This is a genomic window from Paenibacillus periandrae, from assembly GCF_022458865.1.
Classification (GTDB): Bacteria; Bacillota; Bacilli; order Paenibacillales; family NBRC-103111; genus Paenibacillus_S; species Paenibacillus_S periandrae.
Genome location: NZ_JAJNMU010000019.1, coordinates 59469 through 85446 on the forward strand (window position 1 = coordinate 59469; position 25978 = coordinate 85446).

The window sequence follows — 25978 nt, forward strand, 5'->3', positions numbered from 1 at the left end:
TTTTTGTCAGATGTCACATAATAAGTTTGCAAGCTTGCAAATACATCAAAGCTATTCATTCAGATTTGAGAGGAGTGCTGATTATCATGGCACAAGGACAATCCCGTAACAGTAATGTATTAGTGGTACCGCAGGCATCTTCTGCACTAGAGCAATTGAAGTATGAGGTTGCGCAAGAGTTGGGTATCCAAATTCCTCAGGATGGCTATTACGGATACATGGCGACTCGTGATACAGGCGCAATCGGTGGTCATATTACTCGTCGTCTGGTACAGATTGCAGAGCAATCTTTGGCAGGCGGACAAACTCGCTAATAAGGCATTGAATTTCAATAGAAGCTCAAGGATCTTGTATCCTTGGGCTTTTTAACGTTTCATAAGCCATGAATAGCGACGACCCTCATAACGAAAGGGCTGCCGCAGCAGCCCGGAAGTTATTAAGTCCAGGTGATAATGATAGCTGTTAACCAGCTATCAGGTGTTGACCCGCAGCTTTTTCTCCAGACGTGTGTCATTGACCCAGCCCACATACGAATCAATCGGCTTTAATTCGTTATCCATCAGTAATACAGCGACGAAAGGATATTGCTTGCGGTGACGATAGCGCACATCGGCCCATCGTACCTCATAGCCCCAGTCATGACTGCGTAAATCCGAGCAGGCGAACGAAGTAAAATACAGAAAGGCGGCGATGTCACTGTGCGCTCTGGATGCCTCAACGGCAGGGTGTGAGGTGCAGGACACCTCATCAATCCATTTGATCCGGTTGTTCTTGTATTCACCAAGTGCAAAACGTCCATCGCTCTTTGTTTTGACAATTTGCCAAAAGTTCAGGTTAAAGGTTGGAATCAAAATATACCGGTCACCCGGATGATAATCGGGGTCCTTATGATACAGGTTGGATTCCAGCCGATAATGCCACCACGATCTCCATATATAATACACTGCCAGGCATGCATATAAAATAGGAAAAATAATCTGGGGCGCAGCCAGATGGACAGCCCATAATAAAATCGCTACGATATGAGAGATGAAAATAAACGGATCAAAAATATGGATAATGTTCCAGGCAATCCATTTTTCCGTAAATGGCCTGAATGCCTGAGTCCCATATGTATTGAATAAATCCGTAAACACATGGAAGGCAACGGCGATGAATACCCACAGGGCAACATGAGCCAAAGGCAAGCCATCGAACAAAAGCATTAATACGAGCGTAATCAGAGCCGTCCAAATGAGCACAGCAGGGATGGAGTGTGAGCGTCCGCGGTGATTTTTGATATAGGCGGCATTACTTTTGAAACGCAAGAGCGTGTCCATATCGGGTGCTTGCGACCCGACAACAGTCCCGATGAGGATGGCTGTGGAAAGCACAGGATTTGCCGCTACAACAGGATCAATATAAGCCAGTCCGGCCAACCCGAATCCAATCACTAGATGTGTTCCACTATCCATGGGGTTTCCTCCTAAGAGTTTTGCGTATGCAAAACTAACATCGTAAGCATAAGCCGAGTTTTGCGTATGCAAAACTAACTTCGTAAGCATGGGCTGAGTGTTCCTTATGGAACACTAGCTTCGTTAACAATGGTTTCATTTTAGTGTATCATTTTTTGATTTAAAATAAAGCTTGGAAGGTGAAAAAATGTCCAAAGTTTTTGTTGAATATCAAATATTACCCCAACACAGGTCAGTTTATTCACAGTGGATTCAAATTGTCAGGGACAAGTGCCCAGAGCTGGAACTGCTCGAAGGTGTGGATCAGCCAGGCTTGTTTATTGAGGTTTGGAGTGGCTGGACACGCGAAACCTACTTACAAATGAAGCCAATGAGAAGGAATAATCCGAATCCATCCACAGATATGGGGAAAGTGGAGACAGCCCAATATCGTACGATTGAATGGCACTGCCTGGATCCCTGGGTTCAAGGGGGCGTATCCAAAATAAATATTTGGCATTTTGAAAAAGTTAGATAGTCCATAATATGAGATCAATAAATCCATGGTAACTTTATATTAATCGCGGTAATCTTACTATAGTTAATTATTGGATCGGTTAAAATAGCTGACAATAGTGGGAACACGCGGGGGGATAAAGATGGAAAGAACGAGTATTTTTTGGAATCATATTAAGAATTACCGATGGTCCTACCTGATCGGATTTGCATTATTGTCCATTTCAAGCTTATTGCAATTATTGATCCCTGTGCTTTTGGGGCAGTTTACCGATAAGCTGCAGAGCTCGCTTTTGAATGTTCAGCAATCGATTCAATTTGCTGTCTGGATGGTCGTAATCGGGCTCGGGATCGCCTTCTTTCGCTCCACGAGCCGTATTTATTTGTTTCGTTTGTCAAGAATGCTGGAGACACGTGTTCGCGGCGATTTGTTCAAGCATTGGGAAAAGCTGTCGGCCCAATATTTCAATAATCAGCGAATCGGTGATTTGATGTCACATGCGATCAGTGATGTTGGCGTCATTCGCGAGGTAACGATGCAAGGGTACTTTAATATTATGGAAGCGATTCTGCTGATCGCCGTCTCGGTTGTTGCAATGGTAACGACAGTTAACCCTTGGCTGACACTGGTAACCATGCTTCCTTTGCCGCTGCTTAGCATTCTGGCATATCGCTTTAATGGCCGCATTCAAAAGCAATCGGCTGATATGCAAAGTGCGATCTCCGATTTAACGAGCCGCGTGCAGGAGTTTACGGCAGGTATTAGGGTCGTAAAGGCTTATGTCCAAGAAAGAGAAGAACAAAAGCTGTTCGAAAAGGATAATGAACACGCTGTCAAAATGAATCGTATTTTTGTTAGGACCAACTCATTATTTGGCTCTTTGAGTACAGGTATAGTCGGATTCAGCTTTTTGGTATCGGTTGTCATGGGTGGGGTGATGGTGCTCAATCATGTAATAACGCTCGGACAATTCGTTGCTTTTAACACTTATCTGTCACTGTTGATGGGGCCGATTGAGAACCTGGGCAAGGTTGTGAACCTGATGCAGCGCGGCAAGGCGTCGGAAGTACGTATTATGGAAATATTTAATACTCAGCCGCAGGTTATTGATGATATGGTTGCTAATCCGAATATTCAGCATATCGAGGGCGAAATTGAATTTCGCGATTTGACCTTTGCATATCCCGAGGAAGAAGATCGGCCTATGCTGAAAAATATATCTTTAAAAGTGCCAAAGGGCAGCAGTCTCGCTATCGTAGGCCGAGTGGGCAGCGGAAAAAGCACACTAACCAATTTATTGGTCAGATTGCATAATCCACCCGTGGGAACCTTATTCATAGACGGTCATGATATTCACGAAATTCCTCTGACCACGCTCCGCGGACAGATCGGTATCGTACCGCAGGATCAATTTCTGTTCTCCTCGACGATTCGCGATAATATTGGCTTTGACCCGAAACCTTATACGGACGAGCAGGTTGTCGAAGCGTCCAAGGTGGCTCAGGTGTATGACAATATTGTAGAGTTTCCGGATCAATTTGATACGACGCTTGGGGAACGCGGAGTGTCATTGTCAGGAGGACAGCGCCAACGGGTAAGTATTGCCAGGGCAATTATTAAAAAACCGTCGATTCTCATCTTTGATGACAGCTTGTCGGCTGTTGATACGATTACGGAGGATTTGATACTGGAAGGCTTGAAATCGGTGATGAATAAACGGACAACGATCATTATTGGACACCGGATTTCATCGGTTCAGGGAGCCGATCAGATTGTTGTCATGGACGAAGGGAAAATTATAGAGCGCGGTACACATGAACAGCTGCTCCGTCGCAATGGGCTGTATGCAGACTTATATCATAAGCAGCAGCTGGATCAGGAAGCCGAGCGTCAGGATGGACAGGATATGGAACGGCTGCAAGCTGCAGTGCTTCAGGAAGGGGTCAGCCAATGAATATCCATACAGAGCAGGATCTCAAGCAAATGAAGGATAGCCAGCTTTTTTCCAGATTGATGTCTTACGCCAAGCCATACTGGAAAATGATTGTATTCTGTATCGTGCTGGCCTTTTTGATTGTCGTTTCCGATTTGGCAAGACCTTATTTAATGAAAATAGCTATTGATGGACATATTAATGGATTAAATAAGCCGATGTTGTCGATGGAAAGCACGCAGGGACAGCAGCTGCAAATATTCGATTCGGTCACGTCATGGAATGGGCGCGATTATGTAAGAATTGAACCTTCGGCTGTTGAAGCGGGAAAGTTTCCGCAGGGTGCAGTGAAGGCTCAGATTGTAAGTGTGGACAACAAGGATTATATGATAGAGGGCTGGAAAACCACTCAGGAGAGTGAAGCCAGACTGCTGCCTGAGGATGGGACCGGTAAGGTAACAATTTCAGCTGAAAATCAGATCTACACAGCCATTCCGCTTGATGAAGCTACGATGGGGCTGTTTCGTAAGCAGGATTATATAGGATTTGCCAAAATTGGCGTCCTATTTTTACTCACGGTAACAGCTGCAGCCCTGCTTAGCTATTTGCAAAGCAACCTGCTGCAGTATACGGGCCAGCGAATTATTTTTAACATCCGTGACATGCTGTTCAAACATCTGAGCCGGATGTCGATGTCCTATTTTGACAGAAATCCGGTAGGTCGGCTTGTGGTCAGGGTCACGCAGGATACAGAGGCATTAAACCAGCTGTACTCTCAGGTTATCGTCAATCTGATTAAAGATGTTATTACTCTGATGGGCATTGTCCTGATTATGATGCAGATGAGCATGAAGCTGGCGCTGCTTTCCTTTGCAGTCATCCCGGTGCTGGCTGTAATGACCTTCTGGTTCCGCCGAATGATGCGGGAAGCGCAGCGAACAAGCCGGGTTATTTTGTCCCGATTGAATTCATTTTTGGCTGAGAACCTGTCAGGTATTCGTATAACTCAGCTGTTCATCCGTGAAGAGCGGCAGGGTGAACAGTTCGATAAACATAATAATGATTATTATCGTGCAGGCATGCGCGGAACAGTAATCAACTCGATATTTCAGCCGTCCATTGGATTTATGGGGAATTTATCGATCGCCTTGCTCCTCTGGTACGGAGGCGGCAGTGTGATTGACGGCAGCATTACGTTTGGTATCGTGTACGCATTTACGCACTATGTTCGCCAGTTCTTTCAGCCCTTGTTAAGTCTTGCCGAGAAATATAACCAAATCCAGACCGCTATGGTAGGTGCGGAGCGGATCTTTGAGATGCTGGATGAGAAACCGTCCATCGTCGATGCTGTGAAGACGACCAGTCTGCCTGCAGCGGTTCGCGGTGAAATTACGTTCGAGCATGTGTGGTTTGCTTACAATAATGAGGATTGGGTGCTGAAGGACGTCAGCTTCACGATCTATCCTGGACAAACCATTGCCTTTGTAGGTGCAACCGGTGCAGGCAAAAGCTCTATTATCCAGTTGATCAATCGCTTCTACGATATTCAAAAAGGTCGTATCCTTCTGGACGGTATCGACATTCGCGATATTCCTTTGGATGAGCTTCGCCACTGTATCAGTATCGTACAGCAGGATGTTTTCCTGTTCACTGGAGATATCTCATCGAATATTCGTCTGAACAATACAAGCATTACGCAAGAACAGATTGTCCAAGCAGCGAAGATGGTTCATATGGATGATTATATTCAAACCTTGCCCAACGGCTATGAGACGATACTGGGTGAGCGGGGTATCAATCTATCACTCGGACAGCGGCAGCTGTTATCGTTCGCTCGGGCTATTGCCTTCAAACCGCAAATATTGATCCTAGATGAGGCAACCTCCAATATCGATACCGAGACCGAGCTGGTCGTGCAGGATGCGCTGCATAATATATCCGCTGGTCGTACAACCGTCATTGTTGCCCACCGCTTGTCAACGATACAGCATGCGGATCAAATTATCGTAATGCATAAGGGCAAGCTAAGGGAAATCGGCAATCATTATCAATTATTGGCACAGCGCGGCTACTATCACCGATTGTATGAACTGCAATTTAAAGAGCAAAAGCCTCTGCTGACTGCGAGGTAACAGATCATAAGTATGGACAAAGGAGCTGCCGTTGCAGCTCCTTTGTCATTTTCACATATTGTAAGAATGTTTAGTTTGATGTCCAGTATTTCTGTGGATGGAGAGTGTATACCTAATTCGTTACCTTCCGCGTTGACGGAATATCCTCAAAATGTCCGGTAAAGGTTTTAGCATAATCCTCACCGTCTACATCGCTTTTGTAGAGCTTCATCAATTCGCCGCTATAATAGATATGGAACAGCAAAGTTTTGATTTCATTGGGGGTACTTTTTATCGTGATATTAGCATTGGAAGCCGCCAATCTTCCCACCAATGCATTATTGGCATTCATCGCTTGAAGCTGCTGGTTTCGGTGCACCGAATTTTTCTCATCTCCAGATAAGGCCGGATACTTCGTCCAATACTTCGCCCACAAGTAACTATTCGTGTAACGGATTAAATATACGTTGGTTGCCATTTCCAGAAAAGCCTCGGTATGATCCTGATGTCCGATTTGCTTGAACAGCGATATTGTCGTCTTCACAGCCTCTTCTCGGGCCAACAGCGATTTGAATCCTGTAACCGGATCGCTATTATATAAGCGGGTTAAATCGGCATCCAGCTTTATCCTTCCATGATCTATGGGGTAGAACCCATCAGACCCATCAGACTTTATCGGGGAAGCTTGCTTTAAGGGATGCTGCATGTGCTGACGATTGTACAGTTTACACAACTGAATAAAGAAATCGTACACTTCCCTTGGATGTGCAGAAGGATGTTCTTCTTCGTATTGAACGAGTTGTTCATAAATGTCCTCTCTATAATCATAATCGAGCAGTTGGATTTCGTTTTGTTCCGTTTTTGGAGCGAGCGTTTTCTCCAGCCACTCTTTTCCCTCATCCGAGTATGGGTTAGGGAAGTTACGCATGTTCTCATACTTTTCGATGTGGATGTCTTCCATATGGCTAATCTGGATGGGGGACATATCCGTTAGCGATTGTGCAGAAACAGGCAGCTGAAGGTTTGGAGTTAAGCTAAGGAGACCAGCAATAAGAATGGCATATACTTTTTTTGATGTCATGTGTTCAGCTCCTATCTAAAATTTAATTGGGTTTACCAAATAATGGTACCACGAAATGTTCCTAGTTTTCTACTGATCGTTGCTTATATGTTTCTTTTATCACTCAAAAGGAGCTGGGCTTGAGATCGTGATTCAAGATGCTTAACATTTCGAGAAGTATAGAAGCAAAGAGAAGACTGAAAAGAGCTTTGCATCATCCAATAATGGCATAATAATGAGTTTGACCTTTTCTCAGATAATTTCCTTATTTTTATCAGATTGTAAGAATATGTATGACAGTATAATAGAAGTCCAATAATGTTTGACTTTCTTAAAAAAACATGTTATTTTTTAAAACACATTGGAATAGTCGGATATAAAATTAACCTTAAAACTAATGGAATAAATTTGAAATTGAGTATGAATTCTAAGCTGTTGACCAGGCTGCTGGAAACACAAACTTGATAATATGAAAATGGTTTTTTAAATAAGGGGGTATTTGTTCGCAAACTTGATATGAACCAATACTGTAAGCTGTGATAGACCAGGTGTGACGGAATAGTTGAAAATGAATCTAAGGGAGAGAGCCGTATGAGAGGTTTTTATGTAATCATTATCAGTTTATTTATACTTGTTCTTGCTGCTTGCGGAACAGCTAGTCAAGGGCAAGGAGGGGCCTCCGCAAATGGCAGTGCCACAAACCAAGGGGCGCCTACCGCAAAAAGTACTGCAAGTAAGGAAGATAAAAATATCAAGCTTATTGTTACAAGCTCAAATTTTCATGATGAACTTCTACCTGTCCTGAAGGCTGAGGTTGAAAAGTCTGGTTTCCAATTAGAAGCAAAGGCTATTGAAGACGGCATTATTGCCAATAAAGAGGTTCTTGAAAAAAACTATGATTTCGTCATTAATATGCATGAGATTGCATTGAAGGAATACAATAAGGAAAATAAAACGGATTTAAGAGAAGCTTTTACGACAATATTTGCTCCTATCGGGGTCTATTCTCATAAATATAAATCTCTTGCGGATTTGCCTAATGGCGCAACAATTAGTATTCCCGATGATGATAGGAATGGAGGTCGCGCATTGTTCATTCTGCAGGATGCCGGTTTACTTAAATTTAAGGAGGGGCTTTCTGTAAATGGTGCCAAACCAAAGGATATTATTGAAAACCCAAAAAACTTCAAATTTAAAGAAGTGAATTATAAACTTCTTCTTAGAGCTCTAGATGATGTTGATGCCGGATTACTGTATTCATCCCAACGTGATGCAGCTAAATTCACACTTAAAGATGCTTTGGCAGTTGAATCACCGAAGACGAAGGGTTTTTGGATTGTAGCGGCAGCGCGCCCGGAATTATTAAATACATCAAAAGCAGAAGCGCTGAAAAAAGCATATTATAGTCAAACGGTTAAAGATTTCTTTATTAAAAAGTTTGGAAAAGATGACGTAAGTTTCGCTTGGTAACATGACATCATGGGAAGGGGGAGTGCGTTGTGACAAGGAGAAAGTTGACTATTGGTGTTGGCTTAAGTAATGGATCTGCTGATCATTCCAGCTGGAGGCATCCGCGTAATTGGGCAAATTCCAACATCAGTCTGGACTACTATAAAACAACAGCCATCAAAGCTGAAGAAGGGAAATTGGACTTTATATTTTTAGGAGACACCTTATTTGTTAATGAAAACTCCCATCCCAATCTTCTTAATCGTCTTGAACCCGTAACTGTTCTATCCAGCTTAGCAGGAGTTACATCACATATCGGTTTAGTTGGGACAGCTTCAACCACGTACAGTGAGCCTTTTAATGTCGCTAGGCAATTTTCCTCATTGGATCATATTAGTAATGGTAGAGCAGGCTGGAACATTGTTACATCGGCCTTTTCAGCAACCAACTCAAACTTTAGCAAAGATGAGCATTTGGAGCATGATCGTCGTTATGATTTAGCAGAAGAATTTGTTGAGGTTGCTAAAGGGTTATGGGACTCTTGGGAAGAAGATGCTTTTATTGTTGATAAAGAAACAGGGATATTTTTTGATCGTGAGAAATTACATAAGTTAAATCATAAGGGAGAGTTTTTCTCTGTTCAAGGACCCATTCCGATTGCAAGATCCAGGCAAGGTCGCCCTGTTTTGTTTCAGGCAGGCTCATCAGATGCTGCAAGGGAATTAGCTTCCAAAGTGGCAGATGCTATGTTTACTCATGCTTACAGTTTGACTTCATCTCAAGAGTTTTATCAAGATGTGAAGGCTAGATCTGTAGCTAATGGACGTTCTCGTGATGATATTCTCATTCTTCCTGGCATTAAAGTCATTGTTGGCGAAACAGATGCCGATGCGGATCGCAAATATAAGGAGCTCACAGATTTAATTGACATTCATAAAGCTCTTTTAGATCTCAGCAAGTATTACGATAATACTGATTTTGGCACATATCCTTTAGACGAAGCGTTCCCGGATATGGGGGATACCGGATATAATGCATTTCGTGGTAGAGCAGAGGTGTTAAATAAAGTAGCTAGAGAACATTCAATGACGCTGCGAGAGGTAGCATTGTGGAACATCCTGCCTAAAGATAGTTTATTTATAGGCTCCCCACATAAAGTTGCCGATCAGTTACAGGAATGGTTTGAAGCAGAAGCAGCAGACGGGTTTATTGTTGGGACTGGGCCGATTGCTCCTGAAGGACTTTTTGATTTTGTTGATTACGTGATTCCTATTTTACAAGAACGGGGTCTTTTTAGAACCGATTATGCGGCGGATACATTTCACGAGAACTTAAATTTGCCGATTCCAGTTAACCGTTACACAAAGCAAGGGTAAACCATCTCATAGTTTACTAGACAAGCTTAGGATTTTATCAAATAAATCCTAAGCTGCTTAATGATGGTTTGGGAGTCATAAGAAATTGGGGGAACAAGATGATTTCACTACAGGAAATTGATAAAACTTATTCAACTCCATCGGGACCTCTGCATGCTGTTAAGTCTGCATCTTTAGAAATTGAAAAAGGGGATATTTTCGGGATAATAGGGTTTAGTGGTGCAGGTAAATCAACATTGCTTCGGACGATCAATTTATTAGAGAGGCCTGATCACGGTAAAGTTATCGTGGATGGAAAAGATTTTACCTCTTTATCAAGAAAAGAACTGCTTAAGGAAAGACAAGCGATCGGGATGATTTTTCAACATTTTCAGTTATTAACGAATCGAACTGTCTATGAAAACATTTCGTTTCCTCTTGAAATTGCTGGTATTAGTAAAAAAGAGCGCAAGCCTATCATAGATAATTGTCTTCGAATTCTCGAGTTGGAGGATAAATCGAATGCCTATCCAACTAAACTTAGTGGTGGGCAAAAGCAGAGAGTGGCCATCGCACGAGCTATTGCCAATAATCCAAAGGTGCTTTTGTGTGATGAGCCGACATCCTCCGTAGACCCGCAAACAACAGAGAGTATATTAAACTATTTAAAAGGAATTAATACACAATTAGGTATTACGATAGTCATTGTTACACATGAGATGGATGTTATTAAATCAATATGTAACCATGTAGCCGTCATGGAGCAAGGCGCTGTTGTTGAAAACTTCAGCTTGAATCATCCGGGATATATACCTAAGTCGAATATTGCAAAATATTTATATAAACAAGAGGATACCATGGAAAGCAGGGAAACTCATTATGTATGAACAAATTGTAGCGGCACTTCCAGATTTTTGGGTAGCGTTGGGTGAGTCATTATATATGCTGCTTGTTACCATACCTCTTACTATTTTATTGGGAATCCCTTTAGGAACACTTCTTTATTACACTAGACCAGGGTCGTCTTTACACGCTCCTCGTACGTACCTTATTTTAAATGGTATCGTTAATTTGATAAGGTCCTTTCCATTTATCATCTTGCTGATTGCTATTATTCCACTGACCAGACTCATTGTCGGAACAGCATTAGGGACGACTGCAGTCATAGTTCCACTGACGATCAATGCTATTCCCTATTTTGCCCGCTTTGTTGAGCAGACCTTACTCGAGGTCAATCGTGGGTTAATTGAAGCAGCTGAAGCTATGGGAGCAAATAAATTTCAAGTGATCTGGAAAGTTTTATATTCCGAAGGGCGAGTAGGTATTGCAAACTCGATCACCATTATCACGGTTAGCTTTTTTTCATATTCATCGATGGCAGGGCTTGTTGGTGGAGGCGGATTAGGGGATTTTGCTATTAAATATGGATATAATCGTTATCAAACCTATGTGATGGGATTTACTATTGTTGTCATTGTTTTTTTTGTGCAGGGCTTTCAATTTATTGGGAATTATTTCGTTCGAAAACTGGACAAACGTCTGTAAATGAACAACAGGTATTTTAGATGGAGGAGACAACATGGCAAGAACAATGAAACTGGGTTTGTTTTGGGCAGCAGCTGGCCATCATATAGCAGGTTGGAGACATCCAAGTGCAGAAGCAAGTGCAAATGAAAATCTGAAATTTATTCAGAATATGGTGAAAAAAGCGGAATCAGGGAAATTTGATTTGTTCTTTTTAGGCGATGCTCTCGACAGTTCTGCAGTTGCCCCACCTTCAGATATCGTTCGTTTTGAACCTTTAACTCTACTGACGGCTATATCAACGGTTACCCATCATATTGGACTTATAGCCACAGCATCAACCACATACAGTGAACCTTTTCATTTAGCACGAATATTCGCCTCACTTGACCACTTAAGCTCAGGCAGAGCAGGCTGGAATATTGTAACTACATCTGCCGCAAGGGCAGCATTGAATTTTAGTCAGGACGTGCATTTGGCTCATCCTCAAAGATACGAGCGTGCCAAAGAATTTGTTGAAGTGGCAAAGGGATTGTGGGATAGCTGGGAAGAAGATACATTTATTCGGAATAAAGCGACGGGCCAATACTTAGATACAAGTAAGGTCCATGCACTGGAGCATAAGGGCAAATACTTTTCAGTACAAGGGCCGCTTAATGTCTCCAGATCTCCACAGGGCTATCCTGTTTTAATTCAAGCAGGTTCATCTGAAGATGGGCAATCCTTTGCTGCCGATATTGCAGAGATTATTTTTACTGCACAGAATAATTTAGAGAGCGCGATTGAGTTTTATAAAAGCGTAAAAGAAAAAGTGCGATTGGCAGGACGTGATCCGGAAGCCGTAAAGGTAATGCCGGGTGTTGTGCCTATTATTGGAAAGACAAGGGAAGAAGCATTAAGTAAGTACCAAAAGCTTCAGGACTTAATTCATATTGAACAAGCGCTTCGCATCATTTCTGCTATTTTGGGAGTGGATGTGTCTACCTTCCCATTAGATGAGCTGCTCCCCGAATTTCCTGAGACGAATGGCTTAAAGAGTCGAGCACAATTAGTCCTTAATCTGGCCAGAACAAAACAGCTAACCGTTCGTGAGCTTGCTTTAGAGGTTGCCGGATCGAAAGGGCATCACATCATGATTGGGAGTGCAGAAGAAATAGCGGATCGACTGGAGGAATGGTTTGTTCAGGGTGGCGCAGATGGCTTTAACATTATGCCGCCTTATTTTCCGGGAGGAATAGATGACTTTGTTGATTTAGTCGTACCGATACTTCAAAGTCGAGGATTGTTCCGCACCGAATACGAGGGTCATACATTACGCGAAAATTTAGGGCTTGCAAGACCTGTGAATCAGTTTCTCGGAAAGCAGCATGCATAAGCATTCGTAGAGGAGTGTTGGAATGAAATTAGCAAGTTACAAGTATAAAGATACGCAATCTTATGGAGTCATTACGGAAAATGGGGTCATTGATTTAAAAAAGCGTTTCAACAATCAATTTCACGATTTAAAGTCCTTTATTGCCAATCATGATCTTCAAAAGCTGGAGTCTGATCTTACATACAATGAAATAGATTACGCACTCTCCAATATTACTTATTTGCCGGTCATTGTGAATCCCGATAAAATTATTTGCATCGGTCTCAATTATGATGAACACCGTATTGAAGCTAACCGTGCAGTAGCCGCTCAACCGACCATTTTTTTCAGATTTGCTAATTCCCAGATTGGTCATCTGGAAGATATGATCATTCCCAATGAATCTGCTAAACTTGATTATGAAGGAGAAATTGCTGTCATTATTGGCCGTTCGGGAAGAAGAATTGCTGAGGAGCACGCATATGAGTACGTGGCTGGATATTCTTGCTATAACGATGGATCCGTCAGAGACTGGCAGCAGCATACACATCAATGGGGCCCAGGGAAAAACTTCGTTGGTACAGGCGCTTTCGGTCCGTGGATGGTAACTCGCGGGGAGATTGGCGATGGCCAGGAATTAACGTTGGAAACTCGTTTAAATGGTGAAGTGATGCAGCATGCAACGACGGAGATGCTGTTGTTTTCGATTCCAGAGCTAATCAGCTATGTGTCTACCTTTACCCAATTGGAGCCTGGAGATGTCATTGTTACGGGAACTCCGGGAGGTGTAGGCTCCAAAAGAAATCCCGCTGTGTATATGAAACAGGGCGATGTTGTTGAAGTCGAGGTTAGTCAAATTGGCAAGCTGATTAATAAGGTAAGTAAGGAATAGTAAGCTCTAATGTAAGGAATTAGCGGATTTTGCTCTACTGTGGGTAATCCGTTTTGTTGATGTATGAAGAATAGAATTCGTAGCCTTTGTGGATGAATTTTTTGCTTTTCTGTTTTTTTACATTAAAATGGATAGTGAAACCATGAATTCATAGGAGGAACCTCAATGCTGGAATTCCAACAACAGCTAAGCAGCTATGCCGAGCTCGTCGTCAAGATCGGTGTGAATATTCAAAAGGGACAAACGCTCGTTATTAACGGTACAATTGAGGCAGCCGAGTTGATTCGAATTATCGCAAAAAAGGCTTATGAAGCAGGAGCCCACACGGTTAAGGTTAATTGGACCGATGATACGCTATCCCGTCTACGATACGAATTGGCGGCAGACGAATCGTTTTTGGAAGAACCCAAATGGTATGCCGGCGAAATGCTGGAGCTTGTTGAGAAAGGTGCCGCGGTGATCAGTGTCGTATCGTCGGACCCTGACCTGCTCAAAGGAATATCTCAGGAACGTATTGTCAATCATCAAAAAACATACGGCAAAGCGATGGCGAAGTATCGGCAGTACTTGCAATCCGATAAATTCAGCTGGTGTGTCATTGCGGCTCCTTCGAAAAACTGGGCAGCTAAGGTATTTCCTGAACTGCCAGAGCATGAGCAGGTAGCTAAGCTATGGGAAGCGATTTTCAAAACCGTACGTGTTGATCGGGAGAATCCGGTCAAGGCGTGGGAAGAGCATGTGAGTAAATTGAACCAAAAATCGGACTATCTCAATGCTAAAAAGTACAAAAAACTGCACTATCTGGCCCCGGGAACGGATCTGACCATTGAACTGCCAGAGGGTCACATCTGGGTTGCTGCTGACAGCATCGACGAGCGCGGGAATGCATTTGTGGCCAATATGCCAACAGAGGAAGTATTTACTGCACCTTACGCTGGCGGGGTTAACGGCAAGGTGTCCAGTACAAAGCCTCTAAGCTATGGCGGTCAGCTCATTGATGGATTTACTATTACCTTTGAGAATGGGCGCATTATTGATTGTACCGCTTCTCAGGGTGAAGACACATTGAAGGACTTGATTAATATGGATGAAGGATCGCATTATTTGGGCGAGGTTGCCCTGGTTCCCCATGCTTCTCCCATATCGGAGTCGAATATCCTTTATTTCAATACACTTTTTGACGAAAATGCCTCCAATCACTTGGCCATTGGCAGTGCTTATGCCTTTTGTCTCAAGGATGGCAAAAAGATGTCGCAGGATGAGCTGAAAGCTCAAGGACTTAACACCAGCATTACCCATGTGGACTTTATGATCGGTTCCGCCGAGATGGACATTTATGGTGTAACAGCTGAAGGCAGCAGAGAGCCTGTATTTCAAAAGGGGAATTGGGCATTCTGATACACATTTGACAAGTAAAATCCTGATCAATTCAGGGTCAATAGGATCCAAAATGCAGCGCAGCCATAAAGGTTGTGCTTTTTTTAATGTTGCTTGCAAAATTGGGCATCCTATCATTAGGACTGACAATCAACCTTAAGAGGAGAATTTGACAATGGAAAATAAGAAGCATAAAAATAACTACGTAGGCACTACGAATACACAAGTAGACAACCAGGATATGGCTTTTGTGAATGACACCTTGGAAAATGCCAAAAGCGCAACTTCGATAAATTTAATGAAGGATGATCTTAATGAGGGTAAGGAAGACAAACCACTGAATTTAAATGATATCTAGAATGGATTGAATTATTCGTTATTGATTAGGAATTACCAGCATTAACGCGACTCTCCATTGGGTATGTTAAGCAGGTAACGAGTGATATTACAAATGTGCTGTCACCGTTACCACCTAACATATGGAGGGGACATTATTGAAAACATTTTTTATAATAGCTACTATTATATTGGCAGCAGGCTGCGCGAAGAATGACGGCATGACACGTATACAGCAGACCACCCCTAAAGAAGCCATTACACATGCATCATCCATATCTACAACGGAAGCCCAGCATTCCACGATTACCGTGAAGCAGGACCCATTTACACTTCCCCAATGGCTTGCAGGCGGACAAGTACCAGGAACAGGAACAAACCCGGTAACAAATCCAGGTACAAGCCCAACGACAAATCCGGGGACTAGCCCAGTAACGAATCCAGAAGCAAACCTAAGGACAAATCCGATAACAAATCCGATAACGAACCCAGGAGCAAGTCCAACAACAAACCCAGGGACGAACCCAATCACAAATCCTGGAGCAAACCCAGCAGATAAAACACCGGCATCAAGCCCGTATGAGCAGCAAGTATTGCAGCTAGTAAATAAGCAAAGAACAGATGCGGGACTCGGTGCACTTATGATGGACAACAAGCTGTCTCAAATGGCTCTCGCCAAAGCACAAGATATGTACAACAATAATTACTTCGATCATAATTCTCCAACATACGGATCACCGTTTCAGATGATGGATAAGTTCCAGATCTCTTACAACACTGCAGGTGAAAATATCGCCAAGGGCCAAACCAGCCCCGAGCAAGTTATGAATGAGTGGATGAACAGCCCAGGCCATCGAGCTAATATTTTGAATAATACGTATACGAAAATTGGTGTTGGTTATTACAATGGGGAATGGGTTCAGGAATTTATTTCATAGATGAAGTTTACACATGGTAGATATAAAAGCCGCTGATAGGCGGTTTTTGTGCAGAATTTATATGTTTTTGGGTTTTGGGGTAAGCGAAGCTTACCCCTTATTTAAATTTTTGGTAAAATGCAGAAATGGACTCGAACATATTAAAACAAATCTTTTCGATAGACATCAACACTGGGATGCGTTTGTGCAAAAGCATAGTGAACATATCCGGCCCAATGTCCTCAAAGAGGTACAAAAATTCCGTGGTTGTGGGGATCCTAGAAATGGATTCAAAATTCTAGTCTGCGAAGGTTGCCACGATATAAAGAGAGTGCCGTATCGCTGCAAAGGACGCTTCTGTACAACCTGCTCCTGTGGCGAAACGGAAGAATGGAGCCGAGTATTAATGGAAGATGTCTTCCAAGTCAATCATCGTCATGTGGTGTTTACCATTGATGAAGGGCTTTGGAGTGTCTTTTTGTTTTGCGATGGAATGAACCTTTTGAGCTGCTCGAGACTCTTAGTAATAGAGGTGAAGACATGGATGTAGTTAATGCAGTTAAGAAAGCCAAAAAGGGGGACAAGGAAGCCTTACTTCAATTGATATTAGCAGAAAAAGAAGCGTATTATCGGCTAGCTTATTCCTACATGAAGAATGAAGCGGATGCTATGGATGTCTTGGAGGAAATGATCGTAAGGCTATATGAGCGAATCGGCCAATTGAAGAAAGAAGAGTCCTTTTACACCTGGAGTAAGACCATCCTGGTCAATCAATGCAAACGCTCGTTGAAAAGAAAAAATAAGGTAATCCCACTAGGAGACCCAGATGTGAATAAGGGGCACATCAGCTCTACCGGAATATCCGATTACCGCCAAGTGGAAGAGCAGATGGATCTGCAAGCGCTACTGACCCATCTAAACGCTGACCAACGCGAAGCCATTCAACTCAAATATTATCATGATCTGGATTATGGTTCGATTGCTGCGATGACCCGCGTTTCGACGGGAACGGTCAAATCAAGAATTTATCAAGGGCTTCAGAAACTGAGAGCGTTATACGGGAGGAATTCAGGTGAACAACATTGAAGATCGGTTGTTGGAAGAGAAAGTGCGGTTAAGTGAACTATCCGCCCCAGAAGAGTTGGAAGCAAGATTAAGAAAGGCGTTAAACACCGCAGTCCCCAGAAGAAATGCGAAATGGAATGTAAAAAGAAGTTGGACAAGCGCGGCAGTTGTCCTTGCGGTTATGCTGTTCGCGGGTAATCAATACCATGCGTTAGCCTATTACGGCAAAATGCTGCTCGGCTTTGAAGAAGCCGTATACGACACTCTTAGTGAACTAGACAATCAGGGGAAGGGGCAGGCTCTTAACGAGCGGTTCCAACTTGAGGACGGTACTATGCTTACCATCAACGGCCTTATGTCGGATGAAAATCAGTTTATCTTGTACTATACCTTGAGCAACCCGAATGGGCTTCGGAGTCGCGACGGTTTTGATCCTATTGGGATTAGAGGTTTTCAAACGGATTCCCAGAATATACTAGGTGGAGCAACGTCTGGGCCAACCGGAGGGGTTACCAAGACCAAAGGATACGTGGCTTTCGATCCTGTCAGCCCGCTTGCCAAGAAATTAACGCTTTCGTATTGGTATAAGCTGCCGGAAAGCAATCAACTACGAGAGGGGGAAATTACGTTCCCTTACCGGCCGGATGAAGCGATGCCTACCAAGATCAAACAATCCGTAAATGTTACCGTTAATGGCCAAACGATAACCATCGGCACGATTACCGCAACTCCGACGATGACTTTGATTAAAGGCACACTTCAAGCGGAAAATGAACAACTGAATCAAACCGTTCTGAACGGAATGAATCTGATCGCCAATGAAGATTCGGTATCTTTATTCAGCAGCTCATGGCATCCCCAGACCGGAGCTTTTTCATTGGCGTATGATGCCCTCCCGGAAAATCTTCAATCTTTGCAGCTTATCCTAAAGAAAACGGGTGATACGGTGCAGATACCGGTTAAATAAAAAATTCTTCGACTTAGGAGTTAGCGTGAAATTAAGATAAATTCAGGGAATGCAGCTACACTTTTTTTAATTTCTTTGGAGATGATTATTGACATATCCAGGGAGGATTCCATTCTTAATTCATAATAATAGCAGAAATCCCGAGCAGCACGAGCAAGCTCCCCATTATCGTACGAAGGTTAATGCCCTCTTGGTTTTTGAGCAGAAAATAACTGAGTGGTATGACCAGCAGCGGCTGGGAGTTGGTGATCAAAGTGGCGACCGAAATCGGAATGTAATGCATAGCTGCCATGTGCCCGATCTGTGCCGATATCGTCAATACCCCGCTCACAGCATATAGCCATATACCCTTTCTGTCCGCGGCTCGCAGGTCGGATAGGAAGGTTCTTGTTGTTTTGTTCAGCAGCAACTGCAGCAGCAATCCGGTTAAAGCCCCAACAAAACCTCCCAATACAGGCTCATTCCAATCGTGAATGGCCGTTCCTCTTGTAATGTTACCCAGTGCATATGATATCGAGCCCATCAAGGCTAACCAAACTCCAGGGTGAATGAGACTGCCCCAACGTTTTTTGACAGATTGCTCTGCATGTTGTATAGAGTCGGTTGAGGTGGCGTTAGCCCCTCCTGCTGATACTGCCTTAACAGCCTGTCCTGCTTGGGCAGGCTTATAGCTTACGATAAATAACCCCAACAAAACGACGAACATCGCGGCCAGTTCCAGAGCGTGCAGCTGTTCATGCAGAAACAGCCACGATATGATCACGGTGAAGAGTGGATTACTGATCATAAATGTACTGGCTTTGGCTGGTCCCAATTTCGCAATCGAATCGAAGTACAGGTAACGGCCAAGATAGGAGGCAAATAAGCCGGATAACATGAACATGAAAAAGCCCCATCCGTGAAACTCGATCGAATAACCGTTATAGACCCACTGTCCAAGAAAAATCAGACCGGCAAACAGCACATTCATCGAAATGGAAATCAAAAAACCGGTATTTAAATCAAGTCTGCCGCTGGCGACCTTGGTAATGATCACATTTAAGGAAAAGAGCAGCAGCGCGCCGATCGCAAGTAACTCACCCATACAAATCCCCCAGCCATAAAAATTCATGTTCTCTGATTGTAACATAATGTTGAGCACCGTAGGATGAAGAAGATCAGATACTTTTAAATTGACCATTGAAGTGATTTGGTGCTACAATGAGTTTATAATATTTCATGAACGTAGTTCATTATAATGAACTACAATGCAATACTGGTTTATCTACAAAAAAGCCCTTAGGAGGAATAACAATGGCAGACTATACTCAAGTTGGAAAGCTTCAGGTTGCTACGGTACTTTATAATTTTATCAATTCGCAAGCGCTTCCCGGGACAGGTGTAGATGGTGCGTTTTTTTGGTCTGAGCTGGATACATTAGTCCATGAATTGGCCCCCAAGAACAAGGCTCTTTTGGTCAGACGGGATGAGATTCAGCAGCTGTTGAATGTTTGGCATATCAATAATAAGAACAACTTTGATTTTGATGCCTACAAGGCTTATTTGCAGGAAATCGGGTATTTGGAGCCGATAGCAGCAGATTTCAAAGTGACAACCGAAAATGTCGATGATGAAATTGCCGTACAGGCCGGACCTCAGCTGGTTGTACCTGTCAATAATGCCCGTTATGCGCTGAATGCGGCGAACGCTCGCTGGGGCAGCCTGTATGATGCGCTTTATGGAACAGATGCGATCAGTGATGAGGGCGGAGCTGAACGTCAAGCTGCCTATAATCCGGTACGTGGGGATAAAGTTATTGCCTTTGCCAAAAATTTTCTCGATCAGTCGGCACCGCTCAGCGAAGGCTCTCATCAGGATGCGGTTGCTTACACAGTTGCAGATGGCCAATTATCGGTATCGCTTAAGGATGGAACGGTAACGGGACTGCACAAGGCTGCCCAATTTACAGGCTACCAAGGACAAGCAGCAAGTCCTTCTGCAGTGCTGCTTCGCAATAATGGACTTCATTTTGAAATTCAGATTGATCGTACTCATGCCATTGGCCGGACGGATGGTGCAGGAGTGAAGGATATCGTCATGGAAGCTGCGCTAACCACGATCATGGACTGTGAGGATTCGGTAACTGCGGTCGATGCTGAGGATAAGGTGCTTGTATACAGCAGCTGGCTGGGACTGATGAAGGGTGATCTGCAGGCGGTTTTTACCAAAGGCAGCAGCACGGTGACACGATCGATGAACCCGGACCGCAGCTATACATCACCAACTGGTGAAGCGATCAGCCTGCCCGGACGTTCCCTGTTATTTGTTCGGAATGTGGGACACTTGATGACGATCAATGCCATTCTTGATCAGGATGGTCAGGAGATTCCCGAAGGCATTATGGATGCGGTGATGACCAGCTTGATTGCCAAGCATACGTTACTCGGGAACGGCCCTTACCAGAATTCTGCGAAGGGATCCGTCTATATCGTGAAGCCCAAAATGCATGGTTCGGCGGAAGCGGCTTTTGCCAATGAATTGTTTGATCGTGTCGAGGATATGCTTGGCTTGAAGCGGAACACGCTTAAAATAGGGGTGATGGACGAAGAACGTCGCACTTCATTGAATCTGAAAAATTGCATTCGTGAAGTCAAGGAACGGATCGTCTTCATCAATACCGGTTTCCTTGACCGTACAGGTGATGAAATGCACACTTCCATGGAAGCAGGCCCCATGATCCGTAAAAGCGAAATGAAAACTTCCCGGTGGCTGCAAAGCTACGAGAAATCGAACGTCAATGTCGGTTTGGATTGCGGTCTTCAGGGTCGCGCCCAGATTGGTAAAGGGATGTGGGCGATGCCGGATTTGATGAGCGATATGCTAAAGCAAAAGATCGGGCATCCACAAGCAGGTGCCAATACGGCATGGGTTCCTTCACCAACAGCGGCTGCCCTTCATGCACTGCATTATCATCAGGTCGATGTGCAGCAGGTTCAGGATCACCTCAAGCAATCGATCAGCGATTTACGCGACGATATTTTGCACATTCCACTGGAAAATAACCCGCAATGGAGCGCTGAACAAATTCAACAGGAGTTGGATAATAACGCTCAGGGGATATTGGGCTACGTGGTTCGCTGGGTCGAACAGGGAATCGGCTGCTCCAAGGTACCGGATATTAACAATATAGGTCTGATGGAAGATCGCGCTACGCTGCGTATTTCCAGCCAGCACATCGCCAATTGGCTGCACCATGGTATATGTACGAAGGAGCAGGTTCAGGAAACGCTGAAGCGGATGGCCGCTGTAGTTGATGGACAAAATGCTGCCGATCCGGTTTATCGTCCGATGGCCGCGGATTTCGATCGGTCGATTTCCTTTCAGGCCGCATGTGAGCTCGTATTTGAGGGATATCATCAGCCGAATGGCTATACAGAACCGATCTTGCATCGTCGTCGGATTGAATACAAATCCAGTGCAGCTGAAAGCCTGAGTTACCTAAATTGCAAGCCGCCGTTATGAACGGCGGTTTTTTCTGTCTGAATAGCTGCAAAACAAACGGATGCACAAAAAAAGGAGATGGATTAGTAGATAGGAAGAGGAGATATTTGTTATATACTGAATGTTAACTATATCAAATGAAAAAAGTTATTGATTGGAGGCTGGAAAAATGAAGGTAAAGCGCATCGTCACCAATATAGAAACGAAGGATATTACAGCGGCAAAATCCTTTTATCAGGATGTGCTCGGACTTGAGCTATTGATGGACCATGGCTGGATTGGAACCTACGGCTCTGATGAGGAGATGAGCATTCAAATCAGCTTTGCCTCACAGGGGGGCAGCGGGACACCTGTGCCTGACCTATCAATCGAGGTTGATGATGTCGATGATGCGCTTGAACGCATGAAGAAGGCTGGTTTTCCAATACAATATGGGCCGGTTGATGAGCCATGGGGCGTGCGGCGCTTCTACGTTCGCGATCCATTTGGCAGGGTGGTTAACATTCTGGCTCATGTATAATCAATCTTAAAAAGCAGACTTTTTCCTTAAATAGCTTCATTCTCAATGGCATGTACAACCCTATATAATGAAGAGATCGTCCCTGTATCCGATTCGGATGCGGGGATTTGTTTTTGCAATAGGTGCTGGTATGATAATGACAGGCTTTATCCTGTAACAACTATAATTACTTATCATCATAACCTTGGAGGCGGAGAACGGTATGGCGAGCACCAAACTGTTTCGCTTGAAAAATAGCATTTTTGCCAAATTCACGTTTTCGTTTATCACGGTTGGATTGATTCCGCTGCTCATTATCAGCTATATGTCACTAACGACTTTTTCCGGTTATATGGAGCGTTATGCTGTCAGTAATTTTGAACAGATGCTGTTGTTCGCAAACAAAAATGTTGAGGATATGCACACGCGATACAATAACATCTCCAAAGGGATGTATACGTATGCGGTTGATGGATATGGTCCACTTGGTGAGGCGATTATGGTGCAGAGCAGGATGGAGGATCGTCGTTTGCGTAACACCCTGAGTGATTTTGTCCTCTCGATTCTGTATTCCGATCCCTATTTAAATAATGTATTGTTTGTGCTGCCTAACGGGCAAGTTCAAATGCTGAATCGGGAGAGCCGTACCTTGGACACGCAATATATGTTCCCGCCTGAGGCTTGGCAAGCACGTTTAAGCGATAATCCCAAAGGACTTCTGTTTATTCCAACACATCCGGAAAGGTACATTATCGGCTCCAGCCGCAATGTGATGACGTTCGGACGAAATTTGCTTGATGTGACCGGACCTGTTAATGCACAAGCGCATGTATTGGGCACTATGTACATGGATGTTAATAGCGGTGCGTTTGACGAGGTGTTTAATCGAATGGTGCTCGGTGCCAAGGATGAGATTTATGTGGTGAATAATGAAGGCATCTGCTTATACAGCAATCAACCCGACAAGATTGGCAGTCACTATATAGCGAAGGATTCCAATGGTTATCTCCATTTGCAGCGCGAGATTGCGAGCACCGGCTGGCTTGTCGTTGGCGATTTTTATAAACAGGAAATGTTTTTGGCTGTGGAACGTATAATACGATCCATTACAATTGTCATTTGTATATGCATGATATCTCTGATTGCCGTTGCTATCTGGTTCTCTAACCGATTCTCTATCCCGATTCGGATGCTTACGCGGCAAATGGCCAAGATGGAGTCGGGTAATATGGATATTCAGGTGACGGTGTTGAGCAATGATGAGATGGGGCTGCTGGCCCGCGGCTTCAACAAAATGGTCATTCGACTGCGAAGCTTCATTGATGAAGTATATGTGGCCCAAATCAAGCAGAAGCAGGCAGAGCTGAATGCATTGAAAAGCCAGATTCGCCCTCATTATTTATACAACACCTTGGAAGTGATTCGAATGAGTGCTGTTGCTAATGATGATAACGAGGTTGGCGATATGATTCATTCGTTGTCCAATCAGCTCAAATATGTATTGAATTCAGGTGAAGAAAGTGTAACCGTGCTTGACGAAAAAACGAACATCGAGCAATATTTTCGCTTGATGGTCATGCGCTATGGCGAGCATAAGCTCGAAATCGAGTTTCGAATCGACCCGGATTATTTGAACTGCAGCATGCCTAAGCTGTCTTTGCAGCCAATAGTTGAGAACGCCGTTTATCATGGCATCATGCCCAAAGCAGGTAAAGGTAAAATTCGAATATCGGTGGAGCTGGTCGCCAAGGACAAGATTGCGATTATCGTAGATGATGACGGAGTTGGCATAGCTGAGGATAGGCTGCTATCGATCAGACAGAAGCTTGCGGGGCAGGTTGATCAAGAGCAAGCGGCTACCAGCATCGGCATGAAAAATGTTCATGACCGTATTGTAGCGTTGTATGGCGATGAGTACGGCCTTGAAATGAACAGTAAACCGTCGATTGGAACCTCTGTACGAATGACCATTCCACTCATAAGGGAGTTGAACAGCCTTGCTGAAAGCCGTAATAGCCGATGATGAACCGATCATTATTAAAGGCTTGAAAAAACTGATCCCATGGGAAGCAATGGGGGTTCAAATTGTGGGCGAGGCCTGGACAGGCAGCGGGTTGCTGCAGCAGATTGAAGAGCATCAGCCAGACCTCGTGATCACGGATATCAGCATGCCGGACGGCAGTGGAATTGATGTCATTAAGGAGATTGAAAAGCGCGATCTACGGACGCGGGTCATTTTTATTAGTGCTTATCAGGAGTTTTCCTATGCCAAGGATGCCCTTGCTTATGGTGCTGTCGAATATTTGGTGAAGCCGATTGATAAAGGTCTGCTGATCGATGCCGTGAACAAAGCGCTGCTGCTGCTTCGGGAGCATCATGAAGAACAATCCTCTAAGCATAAGCTGGCGGTTTATGAGCAGAAGGATCGTACAACGCAAATTGAGGAGCTGCTGGATCGGTTGCTGGAAGGCGATATTCGCGGTCATGAAGCGACCCGTAAGCTGCAGGAGCTGAGCCTTCAGGTTTCTCGTGAGCTATTAGTAACCGTAATGGCGGTAAGCTTCGTCAAGCAGGAAGACGACGGTCGTTGGGGCGATCATGAGAATCGATTGGTCATGTTCGCGATCACGAATGTAATTGAAGAAATGCTTCAGCAGCAGGCAGGCGGCTTCGTAATGCGCAAGCATGACAGTCTGTGTGTCATAGTCAATCATTCGGATGGGCAATGGATGCAAGCGTTGGCAGAAGATATAGTGAAGCAAATTTATTATTATTTGAAAATACATATTTCCATAGGTAACGGATGTCCTGTACACCAGCTCGAACAACTGAGAACCTCGTACATGTCGGCGATAGATGCGCTCAAGAATCAATATTTTACCGGCAAGCAGTCTGTTATTCCGTGGACGTTCAATTTGCACCATCACCCGGTTACCGAAAGAAAGCTGAAGGAACGGGTAGCCGCTTTATTTCAGGCCATGCTTATTAGGGATGATGTCAGGCTGAATGATGAGCTGGAGGAGCTGTTCCTGATGATCGCTGCGACCTCGCAAGGAAGCAAGGAAATCGCGGTTACAACCTGCTTTGCCATGATCCGTGAACTCATAGAGGAAATCAATGGAATCAGCATGGCGATGCAGGAGTTGGAGCAGGAGCAGCAGATGTGGCTATTGGAGATGCAGCAAATTCATAATTTCGATGAATTGAAGCACTATGTGGCAGGAAGAGTGAGGGAGCTGGCGGACAAACTGCTGTTTATGGGCAAGGAAGGCCAGCAGCTAAAGCAGGTTAAGGATTACATTGAGCAGCATTTCAATGAAAATATTACTCTGGAAAGCATGGCTGCTATGCTGTATATGAACCCTTACTATTTCAGCAGCTTTTTCAAAAAGCATACGCATGTCAATTTCAAGCATTACATCACGGATATTCGCATGAAGCACGCGGTCAAGCTGCTTCTTCATACAGATCTGCTCGTATATGAAATTGCCGAGCGGGTTGGCTACAATAACCCCAGACATTTCAGTGATATGTTCAAAAAGCAATTCGGCAAGCTTCCACAGGAGTACAAAGCCCATAAATAAACATCTTAAAAAAGGGTCATAACTCGCTTAAAAAACTTCATTCTCTGCTTTTAAGCCGTATGTTAGTCTTAATATATGGAAGAAAGCACTTTCATTGCAAGCTTCAATCCGATGAAATGAATGAT

The 25978-nt window shown here is 43.9% G+C and carries 22 protein-coding genes and 1 pseudogene; 20 read left to right on the top strand and 3 right to left on the bottom strand.

Going from position 1 to position 25978, the window contains the following annotated elements; all coding sequences use genetic code 11:
* The first annotated feature begins 86 nt into the window (after window positions 1-86).
* Window positions 87-314 (top strand): alpha/beta-type small acid-soluble spore protein, encoded by a 228-nt coding sequence (locus LRL21_RS28900; RefSeq protein ID WP_240419238.1) that lies wholly within the window; start codon window positions 87-89, stop codon window positions 312-314.
* Window positions 315-473: 159 nt separating this feature from the next.
* Here LRL21_RS28900 and LRL21_RS28905 read toward each other — a convergent pair whose 3' ends face one another.
* The gene (locus tag LRL21_RS28905; protein ID WP_240419239.1) at window positions 474-1454 is read right to left on the bottom strand and encodes a metal-dependent hydrolase; all 981 of its coding nucleotides are present in this window, start codon (window positions 1452-1454) and stop codon (window positions 474-476) included.
* Between the two features lie 187 nt (window positions 1455-1641).
* Here LRL21_RS28905 and LRL21_RS28910 point away from each other — a divergent pair, with 187 nt between their 5' ends.
* From LRL21_RS28910 to LRL21_RS28920, 3 genes are all read left to right on the top strand, one after another.
* Complete coding sequence (locus LRL21_RS28910; RefSeq protein WP_240419240.1) at window positions 1642-1971, top strand: hypothetical protein; 330 nt, start codon at window positions 1642-1644, stop codon at window positions 1969-1971.
* A gap of 121 nt (window positions 1972-2092) precedes the next feature.
* Complete coding sequence (locus tag LRL21_RS28915) at window positions 2093-3904, top strand: ABC transporter ATP-binding protein (RefSeq protein WP_240419241.1); 1812 nt, start codon at window positions 2093-2095, stop codon at window positions 3902-3904.
* Window positions 3901-6015, top strand: coding sequence for an ABC transporter ATP-binding protein (locus tag LRL21_RS28920; RefSeq protein WP_240419242.1), 2115 nt, complete (start codon window positions 3901-3903; stop codon window positions 6013-6015). Before LRL21_RS28915 ends, LRL21_RS28920 begins: the two co-directional genes overlap by 4 nt.
* Window positions 6016-6127: 112 nt before the next feature.
* Here the strand turns inward: LRL21_RS28920 and LRL21_RS28925 are convergent, their stop codons facing one another.
* Window positions 6128-7075, bottom strand: a complete 948-nt coding sequence (locus LRL21_RS28925) for a hypothetical protein (protein WP_240419243.1) — start codon at window positions 7073-7075, stop codon at window positions 6128-6130.
* Between the two features lie 570 nt (window positions 7076-7645).
* On the opposite strand from LRL21_RS28925, the gene LRL21_RS28930 reads away from it, so the two are divergent.
* The 12 genes and pseudogenes from LRL21_RS28930 (at window position 7646) to LRL21_RS28985 (ending at window position 18290) form a co-directional block, all read left to right on the top strand.
* A complete protein-coding gene (locus LRL21_RS28930; protein ID WP_240419244.1) occupies window positions 7646-8524 on the top strand; it encodes a MetQ/NlpA family ABC transporter substrate-binding protein in 879 nt (292 codons plus the stop codon).
* A gap of 29 nt (window positions 8525-8553) precedes the next feature.
* Window positions 8554-9879, top strand: a complete 1326-nt coding sequence (locus LRL21_RS28935) for an LLM class flavin-dependent oxidoreductase (RefSeq protein ID WP_240419245.1) — start codon at window positions 8554-8556, stop codon at window positions 9877-9879.
* A gap of 98 nt (window positions 9880-9977) precedes the next feature.
* Window positions 9978-10745 carry a methionine ABC transporter ATP-binding protein gene (locus LRL21_RS28940; RefSeq protein WP_240419246.1) on the top strand — a complete coding sequence of 256 codons (768 nt, stop codon included), beginning with the start codon at window positions 9978-9980 and terminating at the stop codon, window positions 10743-10745.
* A complete protein-coding gene (locus tag LRL21_RS28945) occupies window positions 10738-11403 on the top strand; it encodes a methionine ABC transporter permease (protein WP_240419247.1) in 666 nt (221 codons plus the stop codon). The genes LRL21_RS28940 and LRL21_RS28945 overlap by 8 nt, the downstream gene beginning before the upstream one ends.
* A gap of 34 nt (window positions 11404-11437) precedes the next feature.
* Window positions 11438-12757, top strand: a complete 1320-nt coding sequence (locus LRL21_RS28950) for an LLM class flavin-dependent oxidoreductase (RefSeq protein ID WP_240419248.1) — start codon at window positions 11438-11440, stop codon at window positions 12755-12757.
* Window positions 12758-12779: 22 nt separating this feature from the next.
* A complete protein-coding gene (locus tag LRL21_RS28955; protein ID WP_240419249.1) occupies window positions 12780-13628 on the top strand; it encodes a fumarylacetoacetate hydrolase family protein in 849 nt (282 codons plus the stop codon).
* 165 nt (window positions 13629-13793) lie between these two features.
* Window positions 13794-15026: an aminopeptidase gene (locus LRL21_RS28960; protein ID WP_240419250.1), complete on the top strand. Its 1233-nt coding sequence runs from the start codon at window positions 13794-13796 to the stop codon at window positions 15024-15026.
* 154 nt (window positions 15027-15180) lie between these two features.
* A complete protein-coding gene (locus LRL21_RS28965; RefSeq protein ID WP_240419251.1) occupies window positions 15181-15363 on the top strand; it encodes a hypothetical protein in 183 nt (60 codons plus the stop codon).
* 136 nt (window positions 15364-15499) lie between these two features.
* Entirely contained in the window at window positions 15500-16279 is a 780-nt protein-coding gene (locus tag LRL21_RS28970) for a CAP domain-containing protein (protein ID WP_240419252.1), read from the top strand.
* A 125-nt stretch (window positions 16280-16404) separates the two neighbouring features.
* A pseudogene (locus LRL21_RS46880) lies at window positions 16405-16739 on the top strand (transposase zinc-binding domain-containing protein); the annotation flags it as partial.
* A gap of 59 nt (window positions 16740-16798) precedes the next feature.
* Complete coding sequence (locus LRL21_RS28980; protein WP_240419254.1) at window positions 16799-17344, top strand: sigma-70 family RNA polymerase sigma factor; 546 nt, start codon at window positions 16799-16801, stop codon at window positions 17342-17344.
* The gene (locus tag LRL21_RS28985) at window positions 17331-18290 is read left to right on the top strand and encodes a DUF4179 domain-containing protein (protein WP_240419255.1); all 960 of its coding nucleotides are present in this window, start codon (window positions 17331-17333) and stop codon (window positions 18288-18290) included. The genes LRL21_RS28980 and LRL21_RS28985 overlap by 14 nt, the downstream gene beginning before the upstream one ends.
* Before the next feature lie 115 nt (window positions 18291-18405).
* Here the strand turns inward: LRL21_RS28985 and LRL21_RS28990 are convergent, their stop codons facing one another.
* Entirely contained in the window at window positions 18406-19374 is a 969-nt protein-coding gene (locus LRL21_RS28990) for a DMT family transporter (protein ID WP_240419256.1), read from the bottom strand.
* Window positions 19375-19583: 209 nt separating this feature from the next.
* Between LRL21_RS28990 and LRL21_RS28995 the strand changes: the two genes are divergently transcribed.
* The 4 genes from LRL21_RS28995 (at window position 19584) to LRL21_RS29010 (ending at window position 25853) form a co-directional block, all read left to right on the top strand.
* Entirely contained in the window at window positions 19584-21791 is a 2208-nt protein-coding gene (locus LRL21_RS28995) for a malate synthase G (RefSeq protein WP_240419257.1), read from the top strand.
* A 148-nt stretch (window positions 21792-21939) separates the two neighbouring features.
* Window positions 21940-22290: a VOC family protein gene (locus LRL21_RS29000; RefSeq protein WP_240419258.1), complete on the top strand. Its 351-nt coding sequence runs from the start codon at window positions 21940-21942 to the stop codon at window positions 22288-22290.
* A 202-nt stretch (window positions 22291-22492) separates the two neighbouring features.
* On the top strand, window positions 22493-24292 hold the full coding sequence (locus tag LRL21_RS29005; RefSeq protein ID WP_240419259.1) for a cache domain-containing sensor histidine kinase: 1800 nt from the start codon (window positions 22493-22495) through the stop codon (window positions 24290-24292).
* A complete protein-coding gene (locus LRL21_RS29010) occupies window positions 24267-25853 on the top strand; it encodes a response regulator (protein ID WP_240419260.1) in 1587 nt (528 codons plus the stop codon). Before LRL21_RS29005 ends, LRL21_RS29010 begins: the two co-directional genes overlap by 26 nt.
* Window positions 25854-25978: the final 125 nt, after the last annotated feature.